Source organism: Micromonospora sicca (assembly GCF_003172935.1).
GTDB lineage: Bacteria > Actinomycetota > Actinomycetes > Mycobacteriales > Micromonosporaceae > Micromonospora > Micromonospora sicca.
In genome coordinates this window covers 1-921 of sequence record NZ_QGKS01000031.1, presented here as the reverse complement: position 1 = coordinate 921, position 921 = coordinate 1, and the positions used below count along the sequence as shown (strand labels likewise).

Below are 921 nucleotides of genomic sequence, written 5' to 3'. Positions count from 1 at the left end.
CATTTGATCTTGGCGGTTGGGTGGGACAGGATGTTCCGCTGTGCGTGCGATGTTGACCTTGGGTGATCGGGAAGAGATATCCCGTGGCCTGGCCGAAGGCTTGGAGTTCAAGCAGATCGCGGTCCTGATCGGCCGTGACCCGTCGGTGGTGTCGCGGGAGGTCGCCCGGCACGGTGGCCGGGTCGGGTACCGGGCCTCGACCGCTGACACCGGTGCGGCGGTGGCGCGGCGGCGACCGAAGACGTGGGCGGTGGAGCGGGCGCCGGGCCTGCGGGAGGTGGTACGCGAGCGGCTGCGGCTGGGTTGGTCGCCGGCGTCGATCGCGGGTCGGTTGGCGTTCGACTATCCCGACGATCAGGCTTACCGGGTGTCTCACGAGGCGATCTACCAGTGGGTGTACGCCCAGCCGGTGTCCACTCTGGCGCGGGAGTTGATCGGTCTGCGTACCGGCCGCACGGCGCGTCGTGGCGGTGCCCGTCCGGCACCAGCGCCACGGATCCGCGAGCCCCGCTACCTCGACGAACGCCCCGCCGAGGTCGAGGGCCGGCAGGTCCCCGGGCACTGGGAAGGCGATCTGGTCATCGGCAAGGCGGGTAAGAGCGCCGTGGCGACGCTGGTCGAACGCACCTCCCGGTTCGTGGTCCTGGTCCCGCTGACCGGCCGGGACTCGCTGACCGTCGGCGACGCGATCATCGCCGCCGCCGGGGACCTCCCACCGCAGCTGGCCAGGTCGCTGACCTGGGACTGCGGGTCGGAGATGGCCGGACACGCCCGGATCACCGCCGCCGGACTGCCGGTCTACTTCGCCCGCCCGCACTCACCCTGGCAACGTGGCAGCAACGAGAACGCCAACCGGATCCTGCGCGAGTACTTCCCCAAGGGCGTCCCCATCACCTCCGACCCGAAATACCTCGCGATGGT

General features: G+C 70.4%; 1 protein-coding gene. It reads left to right on the top strand.

Annotated features, from left to right (window positions below; genetic code table 11):
• Nucleotides 1–49: 49 nt before the first annotated feature.
• Nucleotides 50–921: IS30 family transposase (locus DKT69_RS00180; protein ID WP_438361784.1), on the top strand; the 872-nt coding region annotated here is incomplete at its 3' end.